This window comes from Anoxybacillus sp. PDR2 (genome assembly GCF_009834045.1).
In the GTDB taxonomy this organism is placed as follows: domain Bacteria; phylum Bacillota; class Bacilli; order Bacillales; family Anoxybacillaceae; genus Anoxybacteroides; species Anoxybacteroides rupiense.
Window position 1 is genome coordinate 2,563,559 of the sequence record NZ_CP047158.1, and the last position, 25,447, is coordinate 2,589,005.

Consider the following 25,447-nt stretch of genomic DNA (forward strand, 5'->3'; position numbering starts at 1 on the left):
TCTACTCCCCGTCTCTATAAAAAAATATCAACCGTTCTACCCAATCCGTTGATACGCTTTCCGTTGTCGACACCTTTACCGCAGATCCTTGTGGCTCATTATAGCGATGGTAATTCTCGTATTCTCGATAAAACCATACAAGACTATAGTAAAACAAAAGTGTGCAGCTCGTAAATAAAACAAATACTTTGATCATTTGCCATGCCGTTTTCATCGCATATCCTCCTCATTCGCTCATGCTACTTATTATGAGGATATGCCATTATTTTCTCATTTTATACTATGTATACCCTTGGTGTCCGATAAAATCGATTCACTCGTTTTCCTTATACTGTATAAATTGTGAATGAACGATATGTGTAAAAACCTATATGCGGCAGAGGAAAAGCGACGGCTTGCCCCCGTCACGTCGAAGCGTGACCGAACGCCGAACAACCAGCCACTTTCAGACAAATTCATTTGTCTGAGAGCCGTGTCGTTCGGCCATCCGACTATATCAGCGCCCGTTCCTTTTCCATTTCTTCGTCCATTGGAATGCTTTCGTTTTTCCTTATATATAAAATAGACAGGGTGAGAAATCTGTTGGATTCATGATAGATATCATTTGATGATGATCAAAACCTTCCCCACTGGAAAAGGTTTAGACTGCTGACAAACGCTTTTATCCTGCGTTACGGGTCTCGTTCGTCCGCTCATGAACGTTTTGGTTCCATTCGTGTCTTCACTTGGCGGTGTTCCTCGTTTGCCAAGCATGTTCAAGCCAATCTGATAAAAATGGTTGTAGACAAAGTCCGTTTTGACTTTGTCTACAACGTGAAACCTTTCCCGCTGGAAAAGGTTTGTTATTCTTCTTGTTTATCTTTTTCTTGGCAACGATAACAAATCCCGTGAAAGGTGAGACGATGATCTTTAATTTTAAATTTCCAGTCCCGCTCGACAATGGCTTCTACTTCCTCTAACAAATCCTCTTGAATCTCCGCTACTGCTCCGCATTCGATACATACTAAATGATGGTGGAAATGCGCGGCTCCTTCTTGACGAAGATCATATCGCGATACACCATCGCCAAAGTTAATTTTATCGACGATTTTCAACTCCGTTAACAGCTCCAGTGTTCGATAGACTGTTGCTAAACCGATCTCTGGAGATTTTTCTTTAACGAGGAGGTAGACATCTTCCGCACTCAAATGATCTTCTTCATGCTCCAAAAGGACGCGGACAGTCGCCTCGCGCTGTGGCGTCAATTTGTATCCAGCGGTATGCAGGAGCTTTTTTATTCGTTCAACCCGTTCTTCCATCTTTATCCCTCCCTCGTCATTCAAATATCATTATAACAAAAGAGAGAGGAAAGTATCAAAATAAAAATCATTATTAGTAAATAAGTAAAATGGTTATTATATAAAAATAATTACAAGCTGAAAATTTTCATTGGTCATGAAGATGGCACTGTTTTGAGCACCTAGATTCGATGCAGTTGGAAAATGGACATATATCTCATCAAAAAGCGAAATCTCATGTTTTCGATGGTCAAAGACAAGTCAGTGACTTGTTTGACCATCGACTGCTGACATGGGAAGCGAAGGTTGAAGAATCAAGTGATGCGTTCCATGCTATTGTTATTTGTTATTGATTAGTTGAACGACTTGTTTCATAATGACCGGAGAAATATATGCCTCCAAGCCAGCAGACACAATCAAGGAAGCACTAATAGCCAACATAATGAGTGTGTAACGGATAATCATGGGAAAAATCGGTTCATGCATCCGCTTCATAAATTGATTCCGCACCATTTTTAATGAGAAGGAAACTGAGACAGCTCCCATTATAATAAAAGCGGGAACCACAACAAAGTTTTGCGGCATAACTGAAACAAACGATAATAGGAACCCTTGCCACCCCATTTGATTAACTAGAAATCCGACCGTAAAGCCGACAACAATTCCTTTTAAAAAGAGCAAAATTAAAATAAGCGGCAATCCAATAATCGAAATACCAAGCACCCACATAAACCCAATATACTGTAAATTATGGAAATAGCTTTGTTGAAACATATCGCTCGCACTCGCAAACTGCCCTTTGGATACTTGTCCGAAAAACTGCATTAAATAATAATATAAATCTTGTTTTTGATTAAAATTCAAGCTATTGACGACAATCGCTCCAAAAATCACGCCCATGAGAAACAGGACAATAATAAATAAATAAATCGACGCATGCTCTTTTAAATGCATCGCAATCACTGACTTCAATGGCTGTTTTCTCATTGCTCTCCGTCCTCCTATCTGCCTCTTACTAGATTGTATGAGGAAAGAGCAAATCTATGACACCTTGAAGAGAAAAGAGAAGAATCGCTTCTATCGAGAAGCGATTCTTCCATATTTGCCGCCGCCTCCTGCTGTCATGGAAAGCTTTCCGTCTCTAGCAAGCAAAATGAGCTGGGCAAGCTTTTCACCGACGGCCTCTTCCAACTGTAATCCTGTCGCTTCATGAAGAATGTACATTTCTGTTTTGAAACGCTCAAGCAGCTTTTTATACGTTTTGTGTCCAATGCCCGGAATAAATTCAAGTGGCACCTGATGTACGTATGGCGGACGTTTGGGTGGAATCGTGTCCGTTTTTAATTCTTGAAGCCGATCAAATACGCCTTTTACATATCGCTCGTGCCCACAGCTCGGACAGTATTCGTCATAGATTTTCATCAGTGCCGCACAACGCTCACACGCCGTTTGATGATATTTCCCCAGCTTAGGATTTAGTCCGTAATTAGCGACAATTCCGCGATTTTCTTCCTCTTTGAGCGCTTTTTTAAGCTCGGCAAACGTTAAGCTCTTCATGCGAATAACTTGATATTCCCGCGCAATCTTCCGCAACGAATGAGCGTCTGAATTCGAAAGATAGGGATAGCGATGCAATTCAGCAATCTGATCAGCCATGCTCGAATCAGCACTCAGCCCAAGCTCGATCGCGTCGATCCATTCAGGATCAAACACCTCTTGCAAGCTTCGTTTCACTCCTTTTCCATACAAGCTTTTAAATGGAGTAAAAACGTGAGCCGGAATAAACAAGCCGTTCAATTGTTGAATCAGCTGCTGCAGTTCTCTTCCTGTCCCATACATTCGCTGTGAGCTCAACGAAACATTCTTCACTCGTTTTTTTAACCAGTCTGAAAAGAAACGCATGGCGGCGATCGTCGGCAAAAAAACAAGAACATGAAGCGGTCCTTGGCAGTGTTCGTCGTAAATTTCAATTTCGCTTCCCAGTAGCAAGGTAAGATCTTTCGTTGACACCCCGCCTTCTTCATTTTCACGCCAGTCATTTTCAGTCATCGCTCGTTCCAATTCATCAAGGATCTCAGGAACATGGCTATCGATAATGCCAATCATATTCAGTCCTTTAATCCGCGCCGCTTCATCTATAATATTGGCAAGGGTCAGCGTTCGGGCGCCTGTAATTTTCACTGGTCTGCCAGAAGCTGTCCGTCCTATATGAATATGTAAATCCACGTAATAATTTTTCATGCTTGCAACTCCCGTTTTACTTTTGTAATGCATACTGCAGTTGTAAATATTGCAAGGCATAGGCTGTTTTCGCATCATAAATTTCTTGTTTTTGTAGCATCGCCAATGCTTCCTCCAACGTCACTTCCAACAGATCGACAAATTCATCATCATCAAGTGGTGCAGCCGATTCTAGTTTTTTTAATCCTTTCGCCACGTATAAATGAATGATTTCGTCAGCAAACCCAGGCGAGGTGTAAAACGACAACAAATGATGCAGCTCTTGGGCAGCATAGCCGGTTTCTTCCTCCAGCTCACGGCGTGCAGTCATCGCAGGTTCTTCGTTTTTTTCTAATTTTCCTGCAGGAATTTCAACTAACACCCGCTCAAGCGCTTTTCTATATTGTCTGACAAGCACTAGCTTTCCTTCATCTGTAATTGGAATAATCGCCACCGCGCCCGGATGCTTGACGATTTCCCGCTTGCTCGTCTTTCCATTTGGCAGCTCAACATCCTCCACATATACATCAATGACTTTGCCTTTGAAAATTTCTTCTTTGTGAATCGTTTTTTCCATTAGATGATCCATTTCTTTTCTCTCCCGTCTCTTCATCATATTCTTTTTTATTATACTATATTGAATGATTTTCCACTCCCCTTTTTTTCCAATCATCTAAGCCGTTCAAATGTATTGGATTCATGTTTTGGATAAAAAGGGGGACGATTTCTTACGTGAAAAAGCCAACGCCAACAGTCTTCCCTTCCCTGCCTGTTTCAGAAAAAGAGATTTTCTCTTTTATGTGATAAAATGAAGAAAATACAGATTGCAAGGAGGCATGTGCGATGAAGAAACGGCGGATTGGAACATCGGATTTATATGCCAGCGAAATCGGCCTTGGCTGTATGTCGCTCGGAACAGATGAGAAACAAGCCATTCGCCTTATTCATGAAGCTTTAGAGCGAGGCATTAACTATTTGGATACCGCTGATCTTTACGATCGCGGGTTAAATGAACAATTTGTCGGCAAAGCGCTGAAAGGCAAGCGCGATCAAGTAATCCTTGCGACAAAAGTCGGAAATCGTTGGGAGGAAGGAAAAGAAGGATGGTTTTGGGATCCTTCAAAATCATATATTAAAACAGCTGTAAAAGAAAGTCTGCGCCGTCTGCAAACAGACTACATTGATCTATACCAGCTTCACGGCGGAACGATCGAGGATCCGATCGATGAGACCATCGCAGCGTTTGAAGAATTAAAAAAAGAAGGGGTTATCCGCTATTACGGCATTTCTTCGATTCGTCCCAATGTCATTCGCGAATATGTGAAACGTTCGAATATCGTCAGCGTCATGATGCAATATAGCTTGCTGGATCGCCGTCCAGAGGAGCTTTTCCCGCTTCTAAAAGAACATCGCATTAGCGTCATCATTCGCGGCCCGGTAGCCAAAGGGCTATTGACTGAACGTCCGCTGGAGGCAGCTAGCGACTCCATCAAACAGCATGGTTATTTAAGCTATACATACGAAGAACTGCAAACACTGCTGCCAAACTTAAAAAAGCAAACCGCTTTGCACCGCTCCTTCACAGCTACCGCTCTCCAATTTTGCTTATACGATCCAGCGGTCGCGGTCGTTGTTCCGGGAGCCAGCAGCAGCGAGCAGCTAGCGGAAAACGCAGCAGCGGCTTCTGCCTCAGGATTGACAAAAGAGGAATACGAATGGCTTCGGGAGCAAACAAAAACGGCAATCTATACAGAACATCGCTAATATAAAATGGAAAGTAGAAGGGTGGTACAACGTCCGTTTTGACTTTGTCCACCACCACTTTAAGAGATTGATTCATTTCTTTTTTCGTCCTGGACCGTTCTTGAATCTACTGGACAGACAAGGCATTATGTTTTAGCCAAGAGACGAATCGTTCCGAAACGTTCGCAAAAGTAGGCGAGCGAGGCCCGCGACGCAGAGTGAACGGTTGATCAACAATCTGATCCATGATCCGGCTTCACGCTCTGACCGTCCTCAAACAGGCGCCTCTTCCTTTTCAGAGTCCATGCGTGCCATCATCAATGGTCGCCGATATAAAATCCGTTAACATAAATTTTCTATGGTGAACATAACAAAAGCCGCTGATGGATTCAGCGGCTTATTTAAAACGGCGCCAATCAAGGTTGCTTTCATTTAATAGTTCTTCAAATGTTTTTTGCTTTTCGCGCTGCCTTTTTTCCTCTCGTCTTTGCGCCTCTTCCTCCTCTTTTTTTCGCTGCTCGACTTCCTCCAACGATTTCTTTTTAGCTCGCAGCTGTTCATACAAATCCACATGTAGACGATCTTGCAATGTGATCGCTTCATCCTGTTGCTTCATGGATGATGCTTTTTTCGCCACTGTTATTCCCCCTCCAACAATTGAACTACTCCCGCCTTCGCTTGGCTTAGAGGTGGGAGACTGCTTGGTCGATAATGTTAAAGGCATCATTTCCACGACCTATGCTTACAAAATTTCTGTAATATGAGGCATATGTTCATTCAGCCAAGCAATCGCTTCATCGAGCGTCGCAAACTCTGTTGCTTCAAATGTCATTTCATCCTGCAGCAGCCAAACATCCTTTTTTTCCTGGTAAACGCCGGCAACCGACCAATGCAGTAAACTATATGGATCATTTTCATGCAAAAATGAGACCCATGTCTTTTGTCTTGCAATGTTGGCAATCTGTTTTAGCTTATCATTCATGCTGTTCACTCACTTCCAAAAGCGACATACGCGGATTTAAAATTTGATTGGGACTCTTCAGTTGAAAGCAACCCGAGCCTTTCACGACATCAATCGTCATCGTTTCATCGTAAAATACGAGACGAGATTTTTCGAGTAAAATGGGCACAAAATTCGTCTCTACCACGATATCGTCTTTATCAGCGCGATCGACGAGCCAGAGCGTCGGCACGCCGTTAACGGCACAGCCGCAGCCGTCGGTATCATATTTTAGCTTTAACCGGCGCCCTGTTTTCGTTACAATAGGAGCGAGGGCGGCAATCGCTTCGTCAGTCCATAGGATATTCACTTCTACAAAAGCTCCTTTTTGCCAATTTGCCTCTATTTTACCTACTGAAGCGCGATGCTGTCAAAGCAGAAAGGGGAAGAAGAGAGAGAACAGACCGTTTTAAAATGAACATCGGTCTTGTTCCCCCCTCAGAAACGGATCATTTGTAAGAAGGAGATACGCATGATGAACGAACAATGGCTGCGAAAACTAATTCGCAATGTTTTGCACCAATATGGCTACCATCCGGAAACATGGAATCTTGATGAAGACGAATGGCATCGTCTGTGTGCCTATGTCACAGCAGAAAAAGAAAAAAATAGGAACGCTGACATCTACGAGCTTGTTCATGATGCTGTCTACGAGTTCATTACAAACATGTAAAAAACCGTTGTCTCATCTGAATGGCTTGGTTTCCCTGCTGTCTTCCCCTAAGCCAATATCCCCTCTTGCTGTCTGAGCGTCCCCATATTCGCGTTTGTTGAAGCTTATTTTTGAAAAAATGCTCGTTTTGCCACTTTTTCTACAAGACTAGGAACCAGCTGATACAAGCGACTTCCCACACTCATCCAGCCCGGCATATTTACCTCCCGCGCTGGCGTCATCATCACATCAACCACGCGGCGAGCAACCGCTTCTGGACGAAGCATCCATTTTTCGATGTTTTTCACATAGCTGCCCGATGAATCTGCGATCGCAAAAAAGCTCGTAGCGATCGGTCCCGGATTGACGGCCGTCACAAATACACCATGCTGCGCAGCCTCCATGCGCAAGCTGTTTGTAAATCCAAGCACAGCATGCTTTGTGGCAGCATATACACTGGATTTCGGTGTCGCCATTTTTCCTGCCTGTGAAGCAATATTAATGATGTGTCCGCTGCGCCGGTTAATCATATGAGAATATACCGCTTTTGTACAGGCGATCATACCGAGCACATTGACCTCCAACATTTTTTCCGCTTCCGTTAAATCAATGTCTTCTATATGGCGAAATACGCCAAATCCCGCATTATTGACAAGCACGTCTATTTCCATCTCCTGCAACAGTTTGTGAAACGTTGCTTCCACCGCTGTGATATCACTTACATCAAGCGCCTCATAGCGGCATGGAACGCTATATGTTTGTTGAATATGCTCGGCCATATCAGCCAACTTTTTCTCATTGCGCGCCAACAAAACCGGAATCGCTTTTCGCTTCGCAACCTCATACGCCATTTGCTCTCCGATTCCACTTGAAGCGCCAGTAATCACGATCTGCTTCCCTTCAATTCTCAACGCATCGCCACCGCCTTATACACATATGAGTTCCCTTCCTTCTCCTTCATAACAGCCCCCAGCTGTTCCAAATAATCAAGCTGGCCGACCGCTTCCGACATCGTCAATAAAAATTCCTTTTCATAAACAGCCGGAAAGAGCTCCCGGCATACATCAAACGCGGTCATCGGACGCTGCTGCAACATATTCCATACTTGCTCGGCCCGCTCTTTTTGTCTAGCTAACCGTCTTTCTACTAACGGAGGCACATCTGTCACATCACGGCCATGCCCCGCCATAACACGAGTCATTTTATATCGCAGCAGTTTGCGCAATGAATCGTTATACTGCAAAAGTGGTTTTGGACGTTCATCCTCCCCTTCATCCGGCGGTTCTAGCATCGGATTGGAGGAAACGGTTGCAAGCAAAAGATCTCCTCCTATCATTCTGCCATCCTTTTCACAATATAAGACGATATGGCTTTGCGCATGTCCCGGCATTTCTAATACCGTCCAGCCTGGGAGCCCATCGACAACCTCTCCTTCGAGCACCTCGATATCGAGCGAGCGCTCGCACGAATAGCGCAACGAACGACGAAAGCTAGGGAGTCGATGGAGAGAAGCCGGTTCAAGTCCGCACTCCACGAGAAAGCGGTAAAAATAACGCTCATGCCAAGCTAAAAATTGCGGATCTTTGCTGATCCACGGCCTTGCCTTCGGATGGCCGATAACAAGAGCAGAATGGGGCAAATAGTCTAACAATCCGACATGATCAGGATGATGATGTGTAATCACCACCTGCTCAATATCAGCGGGTTCATAACCAATCTCCGCCAGCTGATACTTAAATGCCTGCCAAGCTTCCTCTGTTTTAACTCCAGCATCAATCAGCGTCAAACTATCCGTTTTCACTAGATACATGTTGACATTGCCAACGGCAAACGGCGTTGGCACCACTATTGGATAAATGGTTTCTTTCGCCATTTATAACGTCCCCTTTGTCATTATATTATCATAATATTTTAGTGCTCATATTAGTTTAAAGTTTACACGCATTTTGTCGATTTGTCATTTTCTTGTTATCACTTGCACAAAAATTCTAAAAAATTGCTTTTTCCTATTGACAACTAGCTTGTTTTCAGTGCATAATTGCAAACAAATCAAGCGCATTGATGATGGAACCATTTTATGCAGAGAAAGCTCGCTGAACAATCGAAAATGACTTTGCGTTCACGCATAAATTTCATAAATGCAAGGCGATGAATGGGACCAGTAAATGATGAACGACAACAAGAGAGTGAAGCCCACAGGCTGAAAGGCTTCATTGTCCTCTTCATCATTGAACCTATCCCATGAGCTGTTAGGAAAACCTAACCGTCCAGCCGACGATACCGGCTATGAGGTGGGCACTGCTTGTGCCAACAAAGGTGGTACCGCGGAAAAACAAGGCCTTTTCCGTCCTTTATGAGGACGGGAAAGGCTTTTTTATTGGGATCATAAACAAATTCAGGAGGGATTGACATGGAAAAAAGAACAACGATTGCCTTTATGGGGGCCGGTTCAATGGCGGAAGCTATGATTGCTGGCATGACAAAAACGCTTTATCAGCCGGAACAAATCATTGTCACCAATCGCTGCAATACAGAACGTCTTGCCTATATACAAAAAACCTATCACGTACGGACGGAAATCAATAAGGACACGGCATTGAAAGAAGCGGATATTGTGATCTTGGCTATGAAACCAAAGGATGCGGCGGAAGCCATCTCCTCTATCGCTCATGCTATTGGTGAGCATCAGTTGATCATCTCTGTATTAGCTGGAGTCACCACTGATACCATCGTATCTCTTATTGGAAAGCCCGTAGCTGTTGTGCGGGCAATGCCTAACACATCAGCCGCGATCGGACAATCTGCCACCGCGATTTCATGCGGACGTTACGCAAATGACAGCCATTTAGCCACAGCTCAAGCATTATTTGAAACCGTCGGAATTGTCACGGCTGTCAATGAGGAAGATTTACACGCGGTAACAGGGCTTTCCGGAAGTGGCCCCGCTTACGTTTATTATTTGGTGGAAGCGATGGAAAAGGCAGCCGATGAGATCGGGCTGGAGCGTGAAGTAGCGAAAGATTTGATTTTGCAAACGATTATCGGAGCTGCCCATATGTTAAGAACAACAGACAAACAACCGGCTATGCTCAGAAAGGAAGTCACAAGCCCAGGTGGGACAACAGAAGCAGGTATCGGCGTGCTTGAGCATTATCACTATCAAGAAGCCGTCATCTCCTGCATCAAACGCGCAGCTGAACGCTCTCAAGAGCTCGGAAAAGCCCTTCTCTCGCTCCATCGGTAAAAATCTCGTTCATCTGCATGAGCATCTCGCTCTCAAGCTCATGAAATCACTCCAGCATTTGACGCTCCCTCTCCTCCATTTTGTTGAAAGGAGGGGAACTTTCAAGCTATTGGTAGCCAGCTTCCTGACTCTCGACAATCAGAAGCTGATTGGCACTGTAATGATTCATACAGGCGGAAAGAAAAGGACCGAACGGAAGCCTCTCCCTCTTCTGCCTGCACTGGATGCGACAAAAAGTTTTCTTAGCTTCACGATTCATTCTTAAAGCATTGAAGCAAAATGTTTTTCTTTTCCAAATCGAGATGATATGATTCTAACTGAAACTGATACGATTTGGAGGGGAAGAACCATGCTTTTTTCACCATATGATGTTCGAGGAGTGACACTAAAAAATCGAATTGTCATGTCGCCAATGTGCATGTATGCATGCGATACGCAAGACGGCACTGTGCGCAACTGGCACCTCATCCATTACCCTGCACGTGCCGTCGGCCAAGTCGGACTTATTATCGTCGAGGCAACAGCTGTTACGCCACAAGGAAGAATTTCAGAGCGCGATTTAGGAATTTGGAGCGATGACCATGTGAAAGGCCTCCAATCGCTCACAGCACTCGTTCAAGAACAAGGGGCCAAAATTGGCATCCAGCTCGCTCATGCAGGAAGAAAAGCCATGATTGAAGGAGAAATTATTGCGCCTTCAGCACTTCCGTTTAATGAAAAAATGCAAACGCCGAGGGAAATGACGAAAACCGACATTGAAGAAACCATTCAGGCGTTTCAAGACGGAGCGCGCCGTGCGAAACAAGCGGGTTTTGACGTGATCGAAATTCACGCGGCCCACGGCTATTTAATTAATGAATTTTTATCGCCGCTATCCAATAAACGAACAGACGAATATGGTGGCACATTCGACAATCGCTATCGTTTTTTAGGTGAAGTGATTGCTGCCGTTAGAGAAGTATGGGATGGTCCTCTCTTTGTCCGCGTGTCCGCTTGCGATTATCATCCAGAGGGGTTGACCGTCGAGGATTACATCAAGTATGCGAAACGAATGAAAGAAGATGGCGTAGATTTAGTCGATGTTAGCTCTGGAGCAGTCGTTCCGGCCTCCATTGACAGCTATCCGGGCTATCAAGTGCCGTTTGCCGAAGCGATCCGAAACGGCGCCGATATCGCCACAGGTGCAGTCGGCCTTATCACCTCTGGGCGTCAAGCAGAAGAAATTTTACGCAATAAACGAGCGGATCTCATTTTTATTGGCCGTGAATTGCTGCGTGATCCATATTGGCCAAGAACAGCCGCAAATGAACTTGGCGTATCCATCGAAGCACCAATACCGTATACGCGCGGGTGGTAAAGGCTGTGTTTTTTTCCTTCACTCAACATAAAAAAAGAGTCAAGCCTCTTCAATCTCCAGAGAAGCTTGACTCTTCATTTTAACGCCAAATCCGCGTGACTTCTCCTTTCCTAGCGGATATGGCAATTTCAAACACATCCGGATTCGATAAACTCTTCCACTCTGCAAACCCATAACGTTTGTCAAACAGATGCAACATCAATATAGTTAGATTGCCATGGCTCACAATGACGGTATGCGCCGCATCCGCCTGCAAAACTTCCCCAATAGCTGCTTTGGCTCGTTCCATGGCTTGACGATTCGATTCCCCACCGCTGTATGCCAGATCAAAATCAACAAACGTGCGTTCAAATTTTTCGAGCCAGTCCTCCGTAAACTGGCCATCCCCAAATAACACGCGCTCCCCGAAGCGTTCATCGCGTTCAATCGATAAATTCCGTTGACGCGCTAACGGTTCAATTGTTTGAACTGCACGAACATATGGACTTGAAACAATTCGATCAATCGGCTTGTCTGCGAAAAAATGCACAAGCTCGTTTGTCTGCTGCTCTCCCTCCTCCGTTAGCGGTGCCGTAAACTCCTGCCCCGCTGCTTTACAATGCCGAACAATATAAAGACGTTTTTCCACTGATGTTTCTCCTCTCTACCCATCTACTTCTTCTTAGCAAGGGAAAACGACATAAAATCGGAAGCAATCGCTGTGTTCGGAAAAATTGCTTTTGCTTCTTCCAAAAGCTTATCGCACATATCGCCTTGATATCGCGAGCTAATATGCGTCAAGATGAGCTGCTTTGCTTCCGCCCGCTTCGCAACTTCTGCCGCTTGCACCGTCGTTGAATGAAAGTAATCGTGCGCCAGCTGGGCTTCCGCTGCGCCAAACGTCGCCTCATGAACAAGCACATCCGCCTCTTTAGCCAGTTCGATGCTCGCTTCACAATAACGAGTATCTCCCATAATCGCCACCACTCTCCCTTTTTGTGGTGGTCCAACAAACTCGCGTCCATCAATCACCTTGCCATTTTCTAGCGTGATCATCTTCCCTTGTTTAATTTGCTGATAAATCGGCCCCGGTCGAATGCCAAGTGCACGCAACTTATCTACTAGTAGCGTGCCCGGCAAATCCTTTTCAACAATTCGAAACCCGTACGAAGGCATGCCGTGATCGAGAAGTTGCGCCGTCACCACAAACTGATGGTCCTCGAATACGGTTCCTTCGACAAACTCCATCACTTCAAGATCATACTTGAGCCGTGTTCCGCTCACTAAAAGCGCTGTTTCTACAAACGCTTCAATTCCCTTTGGCCCATAAACGGTAAGCGGTGTGTCTCCGCCTTGAAACGAGCGGCTTCCAAGCAAGCCCGGCAATCCGAAAATATGGTCGCCGTGAAGATGGGTAATAAAAATTTTTTCAATTCTCCTTGGGCGTATAGATGTATGTAAAATTTGATGCTGTGTTGCTTCACCACAGTCAAACAGCCATGTCGCTCCTCTTTCTTCAAGCAGCTGTAAAGCTAATGCCGACACATTTCGGCCTTTCGATGGAACACCTGATCCCGTTCCTAAAAATGATAATTCCAATGAGCCCACCTCTCCTTTATGTGTCTGTTGTTAGCGTATCAAGGTTTAAGCAGCAATTCAACACTGTTTTCCCTTTCGGGTCGAAAATGTTTGCGTTCAGCAACAGAAATCTCTACAATTAAATATTTGAAGAGACAATTTTAGCTAAAGCGAGGTACATATCGTGAGCAACGTGAATCCAAAGTCACTGATCGTTATCTTCGGCGCTACAGGGGATTTGGCAAAGCGCAAACTATTTCCTTCGATTTATAGTCTGTATCAAAAAGGAAAATTATCAGAAGAGTTTGCTGTTGTCGGTGTCGCTCGTCGTTCACTATCAGATGACGCCTTTCGCCATTATGTAAGCGAAGCCATTGAACACTCTACGAAACAGCAGTTTCTTGATGAAGCCTTTATCTCACATTTTTATTATCATTCCCTTGATGTAACGAACACCGCTTCCTATCAAGAACTCAAGCAGCTGCTTGAACGCTTGGACAGTACATACAACATCGAAGGTAACCGCATTTTTTATTTAGCCATGGCACCAGAGTTTTTCGGCACCATTACAGCTCATTTGAAATCAGAAGGATTGACAAATGTAAACGGCTGGAAACGGCTCGTGATCGAAAAACCGTTTGGCCATGATTTAAAAAGCGCCCAGCATCTAAATAAAGAAATCCGCAAGGCGTTTTCAGAAAAAGAGATTTTCCGTATCGACCATTACTTGGGCAAAGAAATGGTCCAAAATATTGAAGTCATCCGTTTTGCTAATGCCATTTTCGAACCGCTTTGGAACAACCGATTTATCGCCAATATTCAAATTACGTCTAGCGAGACGCTAGGGGTGGAAGATCGCGGCCGCTATTACGATCATTCAGGAGCGCTGAAGGACATGGTTCAAAACCATATGCTGCAAATGGTCGCTTTGCTGGCCATGGAACCGCCAATCAAATTAACAACCGATGATATTCGCAGTGAAAAAGTAAAGGTGCTTCGTGCCCTTCGCCCTATCTCACATGACGAAGTCGGACAGTATTTCGTTCGCGGGCAATATGGACGAGGAATCATTCGGGAAAAAGAAGTGATCGGCTATCGTGAAGAAAACAATGTGGATCCAGATTCCAATACAGAGACATTTGTCGCTGGCAAATTAATGATCGATAATTTCCGTTGGGCGGGCGTGCCGTTTTATATTCGCACAGGTAAGCGAATGAAAGAAAAATCAACGAAAATCGTAGTCCAATTTAAAGATGTGCCCATGAACCTATACTATCGTACAAGTGAAAATGTTCATCCAAACTTGCTTGTCATTCATATCCAGCCAGATGAGGGCATTACGTTACATTTAAATGCTAAAAAAAGCGGCGAAAGTATGAAGACGACGCCAATTAAGCTTGATTATTGCTACAACTGCATCGACGGCATTAATACTCCTGAAGCATATGAGAAGTTGCTTTATGATTGCATGCGCGGCGATGCCACTAATTTTACTCATTGGGATGAAGTAGCGGCATCTTGGAGCTTTATTGATCCGATTGCTGAAGTATGGACAAACACAAAAGCGGCTGATTTTCCAAACTATGAAGCAGGATCAATGGGACCAAAAGCGGCCGATGAGCTGCTGCAAAAAGACGGATTCCATTGGTGGTCCATTCATTATAATGGACAGTAATGTCGGATGAAAGGAGAAACGCCATGAAAATGTATGATGTAACAACCCCGATTTTTGAGGGAATGCCCGTCTATAAAAACAAGCCTGAAAAACAGCCGAAGCTGATGACGGTAACGAACGATTATGTAACCGAATCACGGATTGACATGGATTTACACACAGGAACTCATATCGATGCGCCGCTCCATATGGTTAAAAATGGGGAAACATTTGAAACGATTCCGCTAGAAAAGCTAGTAGGAGCATGCAAATTGTTTGATCTTACACATGTAACAGATAAAATTTCAAAAGAAGATCTAATGGAGCTTGATATCCAACAGAATGATTTCATCTTGTTCAAAACCAAAAATTCGTTAGAAGAAGCGTTCCATTTCGAGTTTATTTATGTAGCTGAAGATGCCGCGAAATACTTGGCAGAAAAACAGATTCGCGGCGTTGGCATTGATGCCCTTGGCATTGAACGCAGCCAACCGGGACATCCAACTCATAAAACATTATTCGGCCACGGCATTATCGTCATTGAAGGGCTGCGTTTAAAAGACGTGCCATCCGGAGAATATTGGATGGTCGCTGCCCCATTAAAACTTGTCGGTACCGATGCCGCGCCAGCACGTGTTCTTTTGTTTGAGCAATAAAACCCCCCCCTCATCATGCAGTGAGGGGGACAAAATCTATCCATAAAATAAAATCAATAATTTATATCATTTTACGTTTTTTAATTCTTGATGGTTCATATCAAACATTTTTAATACAGCCGTACATTTTTATCGGTCTCCATTAATTCAAAATGCACTTTTCATCATTTAACTTTACTTTTTTCCTGCTTTCGTTCTGTAATGATTTCAACACGATATTACTTACTCACTAATTAACATTTTCCTCATAAAATTGTTTAGTTCTATATTTTCGTAATTAGTCAGCTTGCTACGAAATCCTACTCTTGATACTTCTACTTTTCCAAATAGTTTTTTCTCCACAAGAGCATGTCCACTTCCTCCATCAACTGCTGCTACATTTTCACTTTACTTAACTTATAACAGATAACTACTCTTCCCTTACAAATTATGTAAGGAACTCAAAAACTATTCAACAATAATCTGAATCGTTATCGTGTTTTAATTAAGTTGATATTTTTCTTTTACTTGTTTTTTGAGTTTGTTAAATTCCTCAATATGATCACCGAAATATTCAATATCCTTTAAGTTCTTATATTCTTTAATACTTGAAATACGCTTTACAGGATCAGGTGAGTCTAAGTCATACTTTCCTTGGTACATCCCAACAATAACATATGTGTCATCATCAATCATTGGTTTTAGAAACAATAAATAATTATGTCTTTCTTGCATCAAATTATACCCTTCAATACTTACAAAAGTATCATTCATAAAGTATGCTGGCTCATAAACTGCAATTTCTTTCTTTTTCAATTCTCCTTTTAAAACTTTCTCTACTCGAATTTCAGATTTAGAAGCAGTTGCAGTTACTGTATTAGTTGGTTCATCAACCCATTCTTTCAAAGTTCGATTTCCTATAAACTTACCTTTTACTATAAGAGTAGCATTTCTATCTACTTCATTAATGTCATTCATCAAATCGTAGTCAGCATCTAAAACGGCAACTTTAGTTTGTGAACTCTGATTATTGTAAGTTACACTTGAAAAATGCCAATAACTTATCATCGCAGCTATTGTCACAAGTAACAGAACAAACCCAAAAATAAACTGTTTTTTCTTCATTAGTATACGTATACCCCCCTCCAGAAATTTCTTTTACTAATATTTATAGGCTATATTGGATTTATCTAATTCTTGAGGACCACTATAAGATAATTTACCTTGAACCATGATTGAGATTGTACCACTAGGTTGGTGACGCAAGCCTAGCGCATGTCCAAACTCATGTATTGTTGTTTTATTTCTATTCGCATTTGTATAGTTATAATAATCCATATAATAATCATTTAAGTAGATTTTCACGAATGACCAATTGGTAGTTGTTGCATCTGGATCTGTTACCAAAGAGTCGCCTTGGTAAGGTTGTGCAAGACCGGCATAGTCCAATCCGTAGTTTCCAGCATAAACCCTAATATCAGCGTCTGTTGCACTACCAGCAGACCAAAAGTCTACATCTGCATTTGATATTCCTCCCCATCCACTTTTAGCATTAGATACATAGGTACTATAACCATAGTTTGAAACAGAATCAGAAACGAATACATAACAATCACCAACAACATATTTTGGCAATCCACTTTTGAAAAACGCATCATTATTAGTATAGGCAGCAAAAGAGAGTATCGGAACCAGCATAGAAAAAGTAACAAACAGTACGATTACACTTACTATTTTTTTAATGAACTTAGCCATTTTATACCTCCCTCTAGAAATGTTTATATATCAACGGTTGTAGCCGTTTCAGAGGTGCCAAAAAAATTTTTTTCGACAACATTTCATACATACACTCCCATTTTTGTTTATATATAATAGACCACGGTGCGCTTCGCAGTCACTGCTAGGTATTTTTTACTGAAGTGAGTGGAATGGTATGCGATGCACTCTGGATCTCTGCGAATTGGATGAGGACGAACCCTCTCCCACCTACACTTCACTTAGAGGTGAAAGATTTCTCAGTGGATTATGCTAAAAATGTATTTACTCAAGTGAGCATCTAAATCTGTGACGAACCATCTTTACAATTCTTGTAAATCATTGATACAGTGCAGTTGGCTTTTATGAATCTTCTTCAAATAGGTGGGTATCACGGAAGACTTCCCCGTTCACTTTATGATGAATCAGATACTCCAAGTGATGAGCTTGTCCTTGTCGAGTGTTTGCTTTCTCCTATGAATCTTGATTAGTGGTCAAACAATACTTGTGGAAAGTGGTAGACATAAAATTAAACGAAGTACAGTCAAGGTGGACTCGTTACGGATTTAGGAGCATTATAAAAATTTTTAAAAAACATGTCAATTATTTATTCAAAAAATTAATAATATTAAGATAAATATATTTGCCATCAAAAATCCCCTAAGGCAAATTGCCCTAAGGGTTTTTCGTTTACTTCAACCATTCCGTATGGAAAATTCCTTCTTTATCAATGCGTTCATAGGTATGAGCACCGAAATAGTCGCGCTGTGCTTGAATCAAGTTAGCAGGCAGCGTCTCCAGCCGGTAGCTATCATAGTAAGCAAGAGCGCTCGCAAACGCCGGTACAGGAATCCCGCGCATGGCTGCCGTCGCAACAATCTCGCGCAGCGCTTGTTGATAGCTTTCGACGATTTCTTTAAAATACGGATCAAGCAATAAGTTAGGCAATTGTGGATCACGATCGTACGCATCTTTAATTTTCTGTAAAAATTGTGCGCGAATAATGCAGCCGCCGCGGAAAATCATCGCAATGTTGCCATATTGCAAATTCCAGTTGTACTCTTCTGATGCGGCTTTCATTTGCGCGAATCCTTGAGCATATGAACAAATTTTGCTCATATAAAGCGCACGCCGTACCGCTTCGATAAAATGCTTTCGATCTCCTTCATACGGAGCGACAGAAGGACCGGAAAGAAGCTGGCTCGCCTTCACACGCTCTTCTTTCATCGCTGAAATAAAGCGGGCAAATACCGACTCCGTGATGATTGGAAGCGGAACGCCCAAGTCAAGCGCATTTTGACTTGTCCATTTTCCTGTTCCTTTTTGACCCGCTTTATCCAAAATCACATCCACGAGTGGCTTGCCTGTTTCTTCATCTATTTTCGTAAAAATATCGGCCGTGATCTCAATTAAATAGCTGTCCAATTCACCTTTGTTCCATTCGGCAAACACTTCATGCAGTTCTTGAGCGCTCAAGCCAAGCACACTCTTTAATAAAAAGTAGGCTTCCGCAATCAACTGCATGTCACCGTATTCAATGCCATTATGCACCATTTTCACATAATGTCCCGCACCATCTGGACCGATATAGGTGGTGCATGGCTCTCCATTCACTTTAGCCGCAATCGCTTCAAAAATCGGACGTACAAGCTCATGCGCTTCCTGTTGCCCTCCTGGCATAATGGAAGGACCTTTTAATGCTCCTTCTTCTCCTCCAGAGACGCCTGTTCCGATAAAATGAATGCCAAGTTCAGACAGTTCTTGATTGCGGCGCTGTGTGTCTTTAAAATACGTATTGCCGCCGTCAATTAAAATATCTCCTTTTTCTAAGTGTGGCTTCAACTGCTCAATCGTGGCATCTGTCGCTGCTCCCGCCTTGACCATTAGCAAAATTTTACGCGGTTTTTCAAGAGATTGAACAAATTCTTCAACACTATATGTACCAATTACATTTTTTCCTTTGGCTTCCTTTAGAAACTCATCCGTTTTTTCCGGTGAACGGTTGTACACAGCCACTGAATATCCGCGGCTTTCAATATTCAAGGCCAGGTTTTTCCCCATTACCGCTAGACCAATGACACCAATTTGCTGCTTTGCCATCGTAAAACGTTCCTTTCTATTTTTAATTGTTCATGAAAGAACATACCACAGTCCATTTTCTCATTCAAGTTTTGTGAATGCATTTTTTACGCTTTTATATAAAGATAACGGAAAAAGGGAACAAACGATGGCTGTAAAAATCCAAGATGGATGACTTGCCTTGTCACGAATCGAACGAACCCTGATCATTGAACCAAGTGATGAATCTATGCCTAATAGGAAAAGAGCCCGAATTTTGGGCTCTTTTTCTTTACCGTTTTTAGTATCCTCTATATGGATAGTGCGGATAAGAAGGATAATACGGATAATGATGATGGTGGTACGGATAATGTGGATAATACGGATAATGGTGTCCATGCGGATAGTGCGGGTAATATCCTCCTCCATATCCTGGATATGATCCATATGGCCATTGTTGTCTTTCATCCATAATCATAATAAAATTCCTCCTCATGTCATTTCCATTATTTTTTTGCCATGTCGCTATATAGGATATGTGCGGAGGAAAAAAAATGTATAGGCAAAAACCCATACCCATGTTTTCTTTCTCTTATCCCATTCTCCATCCACACCATATAGCGAACGGCTCGAATCGTGACAGGTTGCACTCTGCATTTTGAACAATCTCTCCGATCGTCTACTGCAAGTTTCCGTATATAAAAACTAGTCTAATATTCTCATAGCTTGTCTATAATAGTAACAAAACGGAAAAAAGGAGGCGCTCGCAATCATGATGCTTTATGACCTTCACAACAAGCTATATTATCAAGCAATCAATACTTCCAAACCGAAAATGGCCATGTCTCAACAAGGAAGATCATGGGGATATGTCATCAAGAGGCTAAACGGAGAACAAACAAAATTTTGGATTGATTTCACTCGCGGGCGTTTTATGTACTTTGAATACCAAGGAAAATGGTATCGTGTACAATATTTGCAATCCAACTATAAAAAGAACGCTCATGATGTGTGCCAAGGGTTAATGATCGATTTAATTATCGACGGCAAAGAATTAAAGCTCATCAAAGGAAATATTAAAAAAATGCCCCTTTTAGCAATGTAAATCGAAGGGATCATCCTTTAAATTTCTTTATGATGTTACATGCTTGACAGTCACATTACTTCAAAGAGGGGACTATCCGTTTCCCATCTACACTTCGTTAAAGGAAGGGAGGCTTCTCGATGGATGGGTTAACATTAGAACGAATGGTGCCTATGAAACTCTGCGGTCAGAAGAGTCTCGTGATTCACCTTTTCGTCACGTGGATACGTGACGAAAAGGTCCTTCGAAAAACAACATAAGCTCCGTAGAAAAAACGAAGTTTGATGATAAGTAAACATAAACGCCATACTTCTTAATGTCCAGATGTAAATTTCAGACCAATAAGTCCAACCAAAAGTAACAGCAAAAAAACCACTCTTAAAATTGTAACTGGTTCATTAAAAAACAAGATGCCGGCTATCACCGTTCCTGCCGCTCCAATTCCAGTCCATATTGCATAGGCCGTGCCAATCGGCAACATTTTGATTCCAAGCGACAAAAAATAAAAGCTGACAAGCATTCCAGCAATGGTGATGATAGATGGAATCATCCTCGTAAACCCAAATGTATATTTTAAAGCGATCGCCCACACAATTTCAAATAGGCCAGCAATGATTAAATATATCCACGCCATCATCTAAATCCTCCTTCTGTTTATATCAATACAACTTAAAAATCTGTAAAAACCTACGTTTCAGCCTTCGGAATACAAATGTCCATGTGCCAAGCTGCAGCTCTATATGGTTTAGTAAGAAAAAAATAAAAAGCCTCGAAAGAAATATCTCTCTACAAGACATTCCTCCCGGGCTTTTATCCCTCCGTGTACACAAGCGTGGCTTGTGCGTTTTCTCTCGGTCACAGTCTGGCTGCTAAGCAACCACGGAACCCTAGAAAACTTTTTATATTTTATATTTCGTGTTATATTTCGTGAACTTTCCCTTCACCTACGCTTCGCTTAGAGGTGGAGGCTTCAAACGCCTTGTGCATGTTCGCTGAACGGTAAGCCACACACAAGGAACCTTTATGGCTTTCCTTCGTTCCGAAGAGGTCTGTTTGAACGATAGAGGATCCTATCTGTTGGCAATCCCTCTCCCACTTTCATTGGCGCTGGCACGCCTTCATGTTTAGAAGTGGGAAACTGCTTTTGGAGTAAGGTTAAAAACATTGTACGTGATTCTAGCACACAGCGAGAAATTTGTCCAACCAAAAGCGTGTCACTTACATTGGCCAGCCATCTGAATGCGTGCTCTTCACTATTATAGATGCAGTTAGAAGACTGAGCTTATTGAAAGCAGCATTCCATTTTTTTGACGATCAGAAGCAAGTTCGGTGACTTGCCTTTGTCACGCCAAAGCACCATTTTCACCTTTCCAATAGTGACAAAATCGTTTATCATGGACGTCTATATGACAAAAAACAAGTTGAAATTTCTCGAAATGCATTGCCGCTGATAATTCAATAAGCACATCAATCCAGTCGCGCTATTTTCATGATTGATTCTCTTTTATGCGCTCCTTAATCACCTGCATTCCTTCTAGACTCTCAAACAGGCGGTTGGCATCAATAAGAGTGATCAATCGCTCCGGCAAATTGGCCACTCCAAGAAAATAAGGTGTTTGCCGGTAGGCGAGCATATTTAACTTCTTCATTGCTTCGCTAGGAATATCAAGGATTTCTTTCGCATCGTCGGCAATAAACGCCACGACCAAATCTTCCGTCTGGACAACAATCAATCTTGTTTTCTCCGTTTGGATGTATGAATGACGATATAAAATTTTCACCATATCAAGCACCGGCACTAATTCACCGCGAATGCGCACAACCCCAAGCATATAATCAGGCATTTGCGGAATCACGGTTGGTGCCGCCATCTTTTCGATGGAAACGACTTGCTCGATCGGAATCGCATATTGCTCGTTCCCGAGCTGAAATACAACTACTTTATTCATCTTCCATTCTCTCCCCAACAAACACTATATATTCATCATACTCCAGCCTCTGCTGAATATCAAAATTTTCTATCTAAGTCTTTGTTGTTTATTCTCATATGCTCTAACTGCTGTTCGCAAAATAAATATAAGCTGAAAATGGATAGCAGAAATGCTCGCTCGCTTGTATTCTTCATCTGTGTGCTTTCCTCTAGCCGCAACTCTTATCCAAATTTAACTGCATTCGTTCAATAAACGAGGCAAAAGGCATTTGGTCACTTTACTATCCTAATATAACTACCGCATAAATGAAACGGAAAAATTAGTGGTAAACCCAATCATAATCCCATGTAACATAAAAGGGTGCCTTAAATCCAACTGTCTTTTAAGACACCCCGTCTTTCTTATTTCGCTACTTCTTCGATAATCGCAATGACCATTTCCGCCGTTTTTACAAGCTCTTCAATTGGCATCTTCTCATTTGTGGTGTGAATATCTTCATATCCTACAGCTAAGTTCACGGTTGGAATGCCGAAGCCAGCAATTACATTGGCATCACTGCCTCCTCCGCTGTGCAAAAGCTCGCACGAACGACCAATTTTAGCGGCAGCACGTTTCGCTATTTCTACCACATGATCCCCGTCGCCGAACTTGAAGCCCGGATACATGACTTCTACTTGGACATGTGCACGTCCTCCCATTTCCTCTGCTACCCGTTCAAACGCCTCTTTCATCTTCGCTACTTGTGCTTCCATTTTTTCTGGCACGAGCGAGCGCGCTTCTGCTAAAATATTAACGCGATCGCAGACGATATTCGTTTGTGTTCCGCCTTCAAAGCGGCCAATATTCGCTGTCGTTTCTTCATCAATGCGGCCAAGCGGCATTTGGGCAATTGCCTTCGATGCGATGGTGATTGCCGATACCCCGCGCTCAGGTGCCACCCCCGCATGCGCTGTTTTCCCATGAATCACCACTTTTAATTTTGCCTGTGTCGGCGCAGCAACCACGATATTTCCTACTTTTCCGTCGCTGTCCAATGCATAGCCGAATTTAGCCGTAATCAGAGATGGATCAAGGGCTTTCGCGCCAACAAGACCAGATTCCTCACCAACCGTAATAATAAATTGAATGGTTCCGTGTGCCATATTTTGCTCTTTAAGGACACGGATCGCTTCAAACATTGCCGCAAGCCCTGCTTTATCGTCGGCGCCTAAAATGGTCGTGCCGTCTGTTACAACATAGCCATCCTGAATCGAAGGCTTCACTCCTTTTCCCGGAACGACGGTATCCATGTGGGATGTAAAGTAAATAGGGTCAATTCCTTCTTTTGTGGCTTCAAGCGTGCAAATTAAATTTCCTGCCCCATGTCCTGTTTGACCTGTCGTATCATCTTCGATCACATGAAGTCCAAGCGCTTCAAATTTTTGTTTTAATACTTTGGCGATTTCTCCTTCATATTTTGTCTCTGAATCAATTTGAACAAGCTCTAAAAACTCATCCACTAAACGTTGTTCATTAATCATCTAACAAGCCCCCTGCACTAGTATGTAAAAATCATTATTATAGAAAAATTATACACCATTGTTTCATCAATGTCATATAATCGTCACATCCTTTCTATTATGCCCACTTCAAACGATAAACCGCTCTCCCAGCTATACGTCGTTTCAAAGTGAGCGGCTTCTCAATAGGCATATTAAAACTTCATAGAAGCTTCACTTTTTTATCACAACTAGCTGTTATGCTTCCACTGGCCAATAAATTTTTCATATCATGCTGAAAAGGAGATTCATATCATGAAAACCTTCTTGTCACCAAAAGATGTATACAAATCCATATGGCGCTGGCATTTTTATGCGGGAATGATCTTTGCGCCACTTCTCATCCTTTTGGCTATTACAGGGGCCATTTACTTGTTTAAACCACAAATAGAATCCGTTTTATATAAAAATTACTATTACATCCCAAAAGAAACTCAGGAGCTGACACCAAGCGAATTAATCGCAAATGTCAAACACCGATATCCGAGCGCCACCATTACACGCTACAAACCAAGTGATGCGGCAAACCGTTCCACAGAAGTGGGGATCGTTTGGAACAACAAAGCCTATACCGTTTTTATCAATCCGTATAACGGGAGCATTTTAGGGAAGCTAGCAGATGAATCCAGGCTGATGAATATCGTGGTCAAGCTTCACGGGGAGATCATGGCTGGTACCATCGGAGATCGTTTAGTTGAATTGGCTGCATGCTGGGCTATTATTCTATTAGTCACCGGCCTCTATTTATGGTGGCCTCGTAACCGTTCTTTATATGGAATAATCAAAATTCGCCTGCATGCCGGAAAACGCGCAATGTGGAAAGATTTCCACTCCATCGTAGCGATTTGGCTTTCTGCCTTCATTTTATTGCTCATCATAACAGGATTGCCTTGGGCTGGGTTTATGGGAGACAAAATTAACCGCATAGCAACAGCTACACAATCTGGATATCCTTCTGGTTTATGGGATGGTAACATTCCAGAATCCTCCATACCGACGAAATCAGTAGCCAAAGTGCCTTGGGCAGCTGAAAATATGCCCGTTCCGCAATCCCAAGAAAATGGACCGGCGGCACTTCCTGTTGAAAAAATCATTGAAATTGCCAAAGAGAGAAATGTACATCCTGGATTTGAAGTGAATTTTCCGGAAGGAGAAAAAGGCGTATATACGGTTTCGGTATTCCCCACACTTCCGCAGGATCAAGCCACATTGCATATCGACCAATACAGCGGAAAGGTGCTAGCAGATTTACGGTTCAAAGATTATGGATGGATGGCTAAATGGATTGAAATTGGCATTGCTCTTCATGAGGGACGCTACTTTGGGTTATTTAATCAAATATTAGGACTGATTGCCTGTCTTGGGCTCATCTTCATTGCTTATAGCGGTGTAGTCATGTGGTGGAAGCGCCGGCCGCAAGGAAAATTAGGAACGCCTCCGGCACCGCAAAATAAAAAAGCCATGCGCGTAGTAACAGCGCTCATCGTGATCCTCGGAATTGCGATGCCTTTGGTTGCTCTTTCCTTAGCAGCCGCTCTTATTTTTGATTGGTTGATCATTCGACGCATTCCAAAATTACACGCTTGGTTTTCATAAGAAAGGGCGAACAGGCTGCAGCCTGTTCGCCCAAACTATTGACAAACGCTTTCATCCCCTGTCATTAGCCGCGCTCGTTCGCTCATCAACGTTTTTATTTGATTTGTGTCTTCGCTCGTCTATGTTCCTTTTCCGTTCTAGTCCGA

Annotated in this window: 27 protein-coding genes and 1 riboswitch; of the genes, 8 read left to right on the top strand and 19 right to left on the bottom strand. The window is 42.8% G+C overall.

What is annotated here, in order from left to right; all coding sequences use genetic code 11:
• Position 1 precedes the first annotated feature (1 nt).
• The 5 genes from GRQ40_RS12330 to GRQ40_RS12350 all read right to left on the bottom strand — a co-directional run bounded on the left by GRQ40_RS12330 (position 2) and on the right by GRQ40_RS12350 (position 4,086).
• The gene (locus GRQ40_RS12330; protein WP_066145649.1) at positions 2 to 214 is read right to left on the bottom strand and encodes a YqzK family protein; all 213 of its coding nucleotides are present in this window, start codon (positions 212 to 214) and stop codon (positions 2 to 4) included.
• Between the two features lie 628 nt (positions 215 to 842).
• Complete coding sequence (locus GRQ40_RS12335; RefSeq protein ID WP_044746542.1) at positions 843 to 1,298, bottom strand: ferric iron uptake transcriptional regulator; 456 nt, start codon at positions 1,296 to 1,298, stop codon at positions 843 to 845.
• A 318-nt stretch (positions 1,299 to 1,616) separates the two neighbouring features.
• Positions 1,617 to 2,264, bottom strand: coding sequence for a stage II sporulation protein M (gene spoIIM, locus GRQ40_RS12340; protein WP_044746543.1), 648 nt, complete (start codon positions 2,262 to 2,264; stop codon positions 1,617 to 1,619).
• Between the two features lie 90 nt (positions 2,265 to 2,354).
• Positions 2,355 to 3,518: an endonuclease Q family protein gene (locus GRQ40_RS12345; RefSeq protein WP_159720104.1), complete on the bottom strand. Its 1,164-nt coding sequence runs from the start codon at positions 3,516 to 3,518 to the stop codon at positions 2,355 to 2,357.
• A 16-nt stretch (positions 3,519 to 3,534) separates the two neighbouring features.
• Entirely contained in the window at positions 3,535 to 4,086 is a 552-nt protein-coding gene (locus GRQ40_RS12350) for an NUDIX domain-containing protein (RefSeq protein ID WP_044746545.1), read from the bottom strand.
• A 254-nt stretch (positions 4,087 to 4,340) separates the two neighbouring features.
• On the opposite strand from GRQ40_RS12350, the gene GRQ40_RS12355 reads away from it, so the two are divergent.
• Complete coding sequence (locus tag GRQ40_RS12355) at positions 4,341 to 5,261, top strand: aldo/keto reductase (protein ID WP_159720105.1); 921 nt, start codon at positions 4,341 to 4,343, stop codon at positions 5,259 to 5,261.
• A gap of 376 nt (positions 5,262 to 5,637) precedes the next feature.
• Here the strand turns inward: GRQ40_RS12355 and GRQ40_RS12360 are convergent, their stop codons facing one another.
• The 3 genes from GRQ40_RS12360 to GRQ40_RS12370 all read right to left on the bottom strand — a co-directional run bounded on the left by GRQ40_RS12360 (position 5,638) and on the right by GRQ40_RS12370 (position 6,550).
• Positions 5,638 to 5,856, bottom strand: a complete 219-nt coding sequence (locus GRQ40_RS12360; RefSeq protein ID WP_066146519.1) for a YqkE family protein — start codon at positions 5,854 to 5,856, stop codon at positions 5,638 to 5,640.
• A gap of 126 nt (positions 5,857 to 5,982) precedes the next feature.
• Entirely contained in the window at positions 5,983 to 6,222 is a 240-nt protein-coding gene (locus GRQ40_RS12365; RefSeq protein WP_044746547.1) for a YqkC family protein, read from the bottom strand.
• A complete protein-coding gene (locus GRQ40_RS12370; protein ID WP_066145657.1) occupies positions 6,215 to 6,550 on the bottom strand; it encodes an iron-sulfur cluster biosynthesis family protein in 336 nt (111 codons plus the stop codon). Before GRQ40_RS12370 ends, GRQ40_RS12365 begins: the two co-directional genes overlap by 8 nt.
• A 162-nt stretch (positions 6,551 to 6,712) precedes the next feature.
• Between GRQ40_RS12370 and GRQ40_RS12375 the strand changes: the two genes are divergently transcribed.
• The gene (locus GRQ40_RS12375) at positions 6,713 to 6,913 is read left to right on the top strand and encodes a YqzH family protein (RefSeq protein ID WP_255458150.1); all 201 of its coding nucleotides are present in this window, start codon (positions 6,713 to 6,715) and stop codon (positions 6,911 to 6,913) included.
• A 104-nt stretch (positions 6,914 to 7,017) separates the two neighbouring features.
• On the opposite strand, the gene GRQ40_RS12380 is transcribed toward GRQ40_RS12375, so the two are convergent.
• Together GRQ40_RS12380 and GRQ40_RS12385 are read right to left on the bottom strand one after the other, a co-directional pair.
• Complete coding sequence (locus tag GRQ40_RS12380) at positions 7,018 to 7,803, bottom strand: SDR family NAD(P)-dependent oxidoreductase (RefSeq protein ID WP_159720107.1); 786 nt, start codon at positions 7,801 to 7,803, stop codon at positions 7,018 to 7,020.
• Positions 7,800 to 8,765: an MBL fold metallo-hydrolase gene (locus tag GRQ40_RS12385; RefSeq protein ID WP_159720108.1), complete on the bottom strand. Its 966-nt coding sequence runs from the start codon at positions 8,763 to 8,765 to the stop codon at positions 7,800 to 7,802. The genes GRQ40_RS12380 and GRQ40_RS12385 overlap by 4 nt, the downstream gene beginning before the upstream one ends.
• Before the next feature lie 537 nt (positions 8,766 to 9,302).
• Here GRQ40_RS12385 and proI point away from each other — a divergent pair.
• Positions 9,303 to 10,136 (top strand): pyrroline-5-carboxylate reductase ProI, encoded by an 834-nt coding sequence (gene proI, locus GRQ40_RS12390; protein WP_159720109.1) that lies wholly within the window; start codon positions 9,303 to 9,305, stop codon positions 10,134 to 10,136.
• Between the two features lie 307 nt (positions 10,137 to 10,443).
• Complete coding sequence (gene namA, locus GRQ40_RS12395; protein WP_231734571.1) at positions 10,444 to 11,493, top strand: NADPH dehydrogenase NamA; 1,050 nt, start codon at positions 10,444 to 10,446, stop codon at positions 11,491 to 11,493.
• A gap of 79 nt (positions 11,494 to 11,572) precedes the next feature.
• Here the strand turns inward: namA and GRQ40_RS12400 are convergent, their stop codons facing one another.
• Together GRQ40_RS12400 and rnz are read right to left on the bottom strand one after the other, a co-directional pair.
• Positions 11,573 to 12,121, bottom strand: coding sequence for a histidine phosphatase family protein (locus GRQ40_RS12400; protein ID WP_159720110.1), 549 nt, complete (start codon positions 12,119 to 12,121; stop codon positions 11,573 to 11,575).
• 23 nt (positions 12,122 to 12,144) lie between these two features.
• Positions 12,145 to 13,071: a ribonuclease Z gene (gene rnz / locus GRQ40_RS12405; protein WP_066145673.1), complete on the bottom strand. Its 927-nt coding sequence runs from the start codon at positions 13,069 to 13,071 to the stop codon at positions 12,145 to 12,147.
• A 163-nt stretch (positions 13,072 to 13,234) separates the two neighbouring features.
• On the opposite strand from rnz, the gene zwf reads away from it, so the two are divergent.
• Together zwf and GRQ40_RS12415 are read left to right on the top strand one after the other, a co-directional pair.
• The gene (zwf, locus tag GRQ40_RS12410; RefSeq protein WP_066145676.1) at positions 13,235 to 14,725 is read left to right on the top strand and encodes a glucose-6-phosphate dehydrogenase; all 1,491 of its coding nucleotides are present in this window, start codon (positions 13,235 to 13,237) and stop codon (positions 14,723 to 14,725) included.
• Positions 14,726 to 14,748: 23 nt separating this feature from the next.
• Positions 14,749 to 15,360 carry a cyclase family protein gene (locus tag GRQ40_RS12415; RefSeq protein ID WP_159720111.1) on the top strand — a complete coding sequence of 204 codons (612 nt, stop codon included), beginning with the start codon at positions 14,749 to 14,751 and terminating at the stop codon, positions 15,358 to 15,360.
• Between the two features lie 480 nt (positions 15,361 to 15,840).
• Here GRQ40_RS12415 and GRQ40_RS12420 read toward each other — a convergent pair whose 3' ends face one another.
• The 4 genes from GRQ40_RS12420 to GRQ40_RS12435 form a co-directional block, all read right to left on the bottom strand.
• Positions 15,841 to 16,464, bottom strand: coding sequence for a hypothetical protein (locus GRQ40_RS12420; protein ID WP_066145679.1), 624 nt, complete (start codon positions 16,462 to 16,464; stop codon positions 15,841 to 15,843).
• A 36-nt stretch (positions 16,465 to 16,500) separates the two neighbouring features.
• Entirely contained in the window at positions 16,501 to 17,094 is a 594-nt protein-coding gene (locus tag GRQ40_RS12425) for a zinc metalloprotease (protein ID WP_159720112.1), read from the bottom strand.
• A gap of 690 nt (positions 17,095 to 17,784) precedes the next feature.
• Positions 17,785 to 19,194 (bottom strand): NADP-dependent phosphogluconate dehydrogenase, encoded by a 1,410-nt coding sequence (gene gndA, locus GRQ40_RS12430; protein WP_066145685.1) that lies wholly within the window; start codon positions 19,192 to 19,194, stop codon positions 17,785 to 17,787.
• A 259-nt stretch (positions 19,195 to 19,453) separates the two neighbouring features.
• A complete protein-coding gene (locus tag GRQ40_RS12435) occupies positions 19,454 to 19,630 on the bottom strand; it encodes a hypothetical protein (RefSeq protein WP_156450475.1) in 177 nt (58 codons plus the stop codon).
• A gap of 294 nt (positions 19,631 to 19,924) precedes the next feature.
• Here GRQ40_RS12435 and GRQ40_RS12440 point away from each other — a divergent pair, with 294 nt between their 5' ends.
• Positions 19,925 to 20,257: a hypothetical protein gene (locus GRQ40_RS12440; RefSeq protein WP_066145691.1), complete on the top strand. Its 333-nt coding sequence runs from the start codon at positions 19,925 to 19,927 to the stop codon at positions 20,255 to 20,257.
• Between the two features lie 292 nt (positions 20,258 to 20,549).
• On the opposite strand, the gene sugE is transcribed toward GRQ40_RS12440, so the two are convergent.
• The 3 genes from sugE to GRQ40_RS12455 all read right to left on the bottom strand — a co-directional run bounded on the left by sugE (position 20,550) and on the right by GRQ40_RS12455 (position 23,687).
• Positions 20,550 to 20,870 carry a DMT family transporter gene (gene sugE / locus GRQ40_RS12445; RefSeq protein ID WP_066146524.1) on the bottom strand — a complete coding sequence of 107 codons (321 nt, stop codon included), beginning with the start codon at positions 20,868 to 20,870 and terminating at the stop codon, positions 20,550 to 20,552.
• Between the two features lie 163 nt (positions 20,871 to 21,033).
• Positions 21,034 to 21,138, bottom strand: a riboswitch (guanidine-I (ykkC/yxkD leader).
• Between the two features lie 585 nt (positions 21,139 to 21,723).
• Entirely contained in the window at positions 21,724 to 22,185 is a 462-nt protein-coding gene (locus GRQ40_RS12450; protein ID WP_066145694.1) for a chemotaxis protein CheW, read from the bottom strand.
• Between the two features lie 383 nt (positions 22,186 to 22,568).
• Positions 22,569 to 23,687, bottom strand: coding sequence for a tripeptidase T (locus GRQ40_RS12455; protein ID WP_159720113.1), 1,119 nt, complete (start codon positions 23,685 to 23,687; stop codon positions 22,569 to 22,571).
• Between the two features lie 273 nt (positions 23,688 to 23,960).
• Here GRQ40_RS12455 and GRQ40_RS12460 point away from each other — a divergent pair, with 273 nt between their 5' ends.
• The gene (locus GRQ40_RS12460) at positions 23,961 to 25,301 is read left to right on the top strand and encodes a PepSY-associated TM helix domain-containing protein (protein WP_159720114.1); all 1,341 of its coding nucleotides are present in this window, start codon (positions 23,961 to 23,963) and stop codon (positions 25,299 to 25,301) included.
• The last annotated feature ends 146 nt before the right edge of the window (positions 25,302 to 25,447 follow it).

Excerpts from the sequence above, each read along its gene's own strand:
- sugE (WP_066146524.1), bottom strand. The coding sequence starts at position 20,870 with ATGGCGTGGATATATTTAATCATTGCTGGCCTATTTGAAATTGTGTGG.
- GRQ40_RS12460 (WP_159720114.1), top strand. The coding sequence starts at position 23,961 with ATGAAAACCTTCTTGTCACCAAAAGATGTATACAAATCCATATGGCGC.
- spoIIM (WP_044746543.1), bottom strand. The coding sequence starts at position 2,264 with ATGAGAAAACAGCCATTGAAGTCAGTGATTGCGATGCATTTAAAAGAG.
- GRQ40_RS12350 (WP_044746545.1), bottom strand. The coding sequence starts at position 4,086 with ATGGATCATCTAATGGAAAAAACGATTCACAAAGAAGAAATTTTCAAA.
- GRQ40_RS12360 (WP_066146519.1), bottom strand. The coding sequence starts at position 5,856 with ATGAAGCAACAGGATGAAGCGATCACATTGCAAGATCGTCTACATGTG.
- GRQ40_RS12455 (WP_159720113.1), bottom strand. The coding sequence starts at position 23,687 with ATGATTAATGAACAACGTTTAGTGGATGAGTTTTTAGAGCTTGTTCAA.
- GRQ40_RS12425 (WP_159720112.1), bottom strand. The coding sequence starts at position 17,094 with ATGGCTAAGTTCATTAAAAAAATAGTAAGTGTAATCGTACTGTTTGTT.
- GRQ40_RS12415 (WP_159720111.1), top strand. The coding sequence starts at position 14,749 with ATGAAAATGTATGATGTAACAACCCCGATTTTTGAGGGAATGCCCGTC.
- GRQ40_RS12365 (WP_044746547.1), bottom strand. The coding sequence starts at position 6,222 with ATGAATGATAAGCTAAAACAGATTGCCAACATTGCAAGACAAAAGACA.
- GRQ40_RS12420 (WP_066145679.1), bottom strand. The coding sequence starts at position 16,464 with ATGAAGAAAAAACAGTTTATTTTTGGGTTTGTTCTGTTACTTGTGACA.
- GRQ40_RS12375 (WP_255458150.1), top strand. The coding sequence starts at position 6,713 with ATGATGAACGAACAATGGCTGCGAAAACTAATTCGCAATGTTTTGCAC.
- GRQ40_RS12450 (WP_066145694.1), bottom strand. The coding sequence starts at position 22,185 with ATGAATAAAGTAGTTGTATTTCAGCTCGGGAACGAGCAATATGCGATT.
- GRQ40_RS12440 (WP_066145691.1), top strand. The coding sequence starts at position 19,925 with ATGATGCTTTATGACCTTCACAACAAGCTATATTATCAAGCAATCAAT.
- GRQ40_RS12435 (WP_156450475.1), bottom strand. The coding sequence starts at position 19,630 with ATGATTATGGATGAAAGACAACAATGGCCATATGGATCATATCCAGGA.
- gndA (WP_066145685.1), bottom strand. The coding sequence starts at position 19,194 with ATGGCAAAGCAGCAAATTGGTGTCATTGGTCTAGCGGTAATGGGGAAA.
- GRQ40_RS12335 (WP_044746542.1), bottom strand. The coding sequence starts at position 1,298 with ATGGAAGAACGGGTTGAACGAATAAAAAAGCTCCTGCATACCGCTGGA.
- proI (WP_159720109.1), top strand. The coding sequence starts at position 9,303 with ATGGAAAAAAGAACAACGATTGCCTTTATGGGGGCCGGTTCAATGGCG.
- namA (WP_231734571.1), top strand. The coding sequence starts at position 10,444 with ATGATTCTAACTGAAACTGATACGATTTGGAGGGGAAGAACCATGCTT.
- GRQ40_RS12330 (WP_066145649.1), bottom strand. The coding sequence starts at position 214 with ATGAAAACGGCATGGCAAATGATCAAAGTATTTGTTTTATTTACGAGC.
- GRQ40_RS12345 (WP_159720104.1), bottom strand. The coding sequence starts at position 3,518 with ATGAAAAATTATTACGTGGATTTACATATTCATATAGGACGGACAGCT.
- GRQ40_RS12385 (WP_159720108.1), bottom strand. The coding sequence starts at position 8,765 with ATGGCGAAAGAAACCATTTATCCAATAGTGGTGCCAACGCCGTTTGCC.
- GRQ40_RS12355 (WP_159720105.1), top strand. The coding sequence starts at position 4,341 with ATGAAGAAACGGCGGATTGGAACATCGGATTTATATGCCAGCGAAATC.